Below are 1,144 nucleotides of genomic sequence, written 5' to 3' on the forward strand. Positions count from 1 at the left end.
CTCAAGAAGCTGCCCGGTTTCGGTGACCAGAAGGCCCGGATCTTCCTCGCCCTGCTGGGCAAACAGCGTGGTCTGGCCGCCGCGGGCTGGCGTGAGGCGGCCGGTGCGTACGGCGAGGACGGCTCCCGCCGCTCGGTCGCCGACGTCACCGACGCCGAATCCCTCACCCAGGTGCGGGAATTCAAGAAGCAGGCCAAGGCCGCCGCCAAGGCGAAGTAATCTCCCTCACTTCCACGGCATCGAATCAAGCTGGTTTTTAACCTCCAGATTCACAGGGGGTTCACAGATGCTTGCCGCCGACAGTTCAGTTCTCGGCAGTGGAAGCAGTAAAGAAAATGAAGATGAGGGAATTCGCCGGGATCGCGGCATTGCTGGTCGCGGCGACGGGGGTCACCGCCGGCACCGCGTACGCCGGTCCGGCCAAGACCGACGACGGCACGATCAACTACACGTCCCAGGTCACCGAGCAGGGCAACACGGTGGTCAGCACCGACGCCGGTTCGCTGGTCGTCGAGGACGGTGCGCTGAAGGTCAAGGCGGCGAATGGAACCACCGTCGCCGGCACCGAATTGAAGTTCCGGATCGACGATTTCGAGTTCCCGATCGCGGCGCAGATCAGCGACCGCACCGCCACCCTGACGCCGCAGGCCGATCTGGCGCACGCGGTGTACAAGCCGGTCGCGCTGCCCTACGAGGATCAGGCGCCGTGGAAGACCCAGTACGACCGTGAGCTGGCCGCCTGGAACCGTTTGACCAGCACCATCTCCGCGGGCGCGACCATCGGCACCGTGGTCGGCGGCCTCGGCGGCGCGGCACTCGGCTGCGTCCTGGGCGGCGTCGCCTTCGCGACGGCGACGGCCCCGCTGGCCACGCTGTTCGGCCGTCGGACCGCTGGCGGGTTGCTTGATCGGAGCCAGCACGGTCGGCTTCCTGGGCACGATCGGCGGTCAATTGCTGGTGACCGCGCCGATCGCGATCGCTGCCGCGGTGCAGTACTTCACCACTATCAACCAGCCGTTTTCCGCGCCCAAATAGGCATTTTCGGCAACCGATGGGCAAAGGTTCACCGCGCCAAAACCCAGCTGCCACGCGGCGTTAGTCAAGGCCGGTTTCCATCACTGGGCCCCGGGGGATACACCTGACC

Annotated in this window: 1 protein-coding gene and 1 pseudogene; both read left to right on the forward strand. The window is 66.2% G+C overall.

From position 1 onward, the window contains the following. A pseudogene (locus tag ACIRS4_RS38190) lies at positions 1-219 on the forward strand (Fe-S cluster assembly protein HesB); the annotation flags it as partial. A gap of 122 nt (positions 220-341) precedes the next feature. Continuing rightward, the gene (locus ACIRS4_RS38195) at positions 342-1,142 is read left to right on the forward strand and encodes a hypothetical protein (RefSeq protein ID WP_404204872.1); all 801 of its coding nucleotides are present in this window, start codon (positions 342-344) and stop codon (positions 1,140-1,142) included. Positions 1,143-1,144: the final 2 nt, after the last annotated feature.

It is taken from the genome of Streptomyces sp. NPDC101166, from assembly GCF_044768125.1.
Taxonomy (GTDB): Bacteria; Actinomycetota; Actinomycetes; order Streptomycetales; family Streptomycetaceae; genus Streptomyces.

Bases quoted from the DNA above. Each gene is read 5' to 3' on its own strand.
- ACIRS4_RS38195 (WP_404204872.1), top strand. From the start codon at position 342: ATGAGGGAATTCGCCGGGATCGCGGCATTGCTGGTCGCGGCGACGGGG.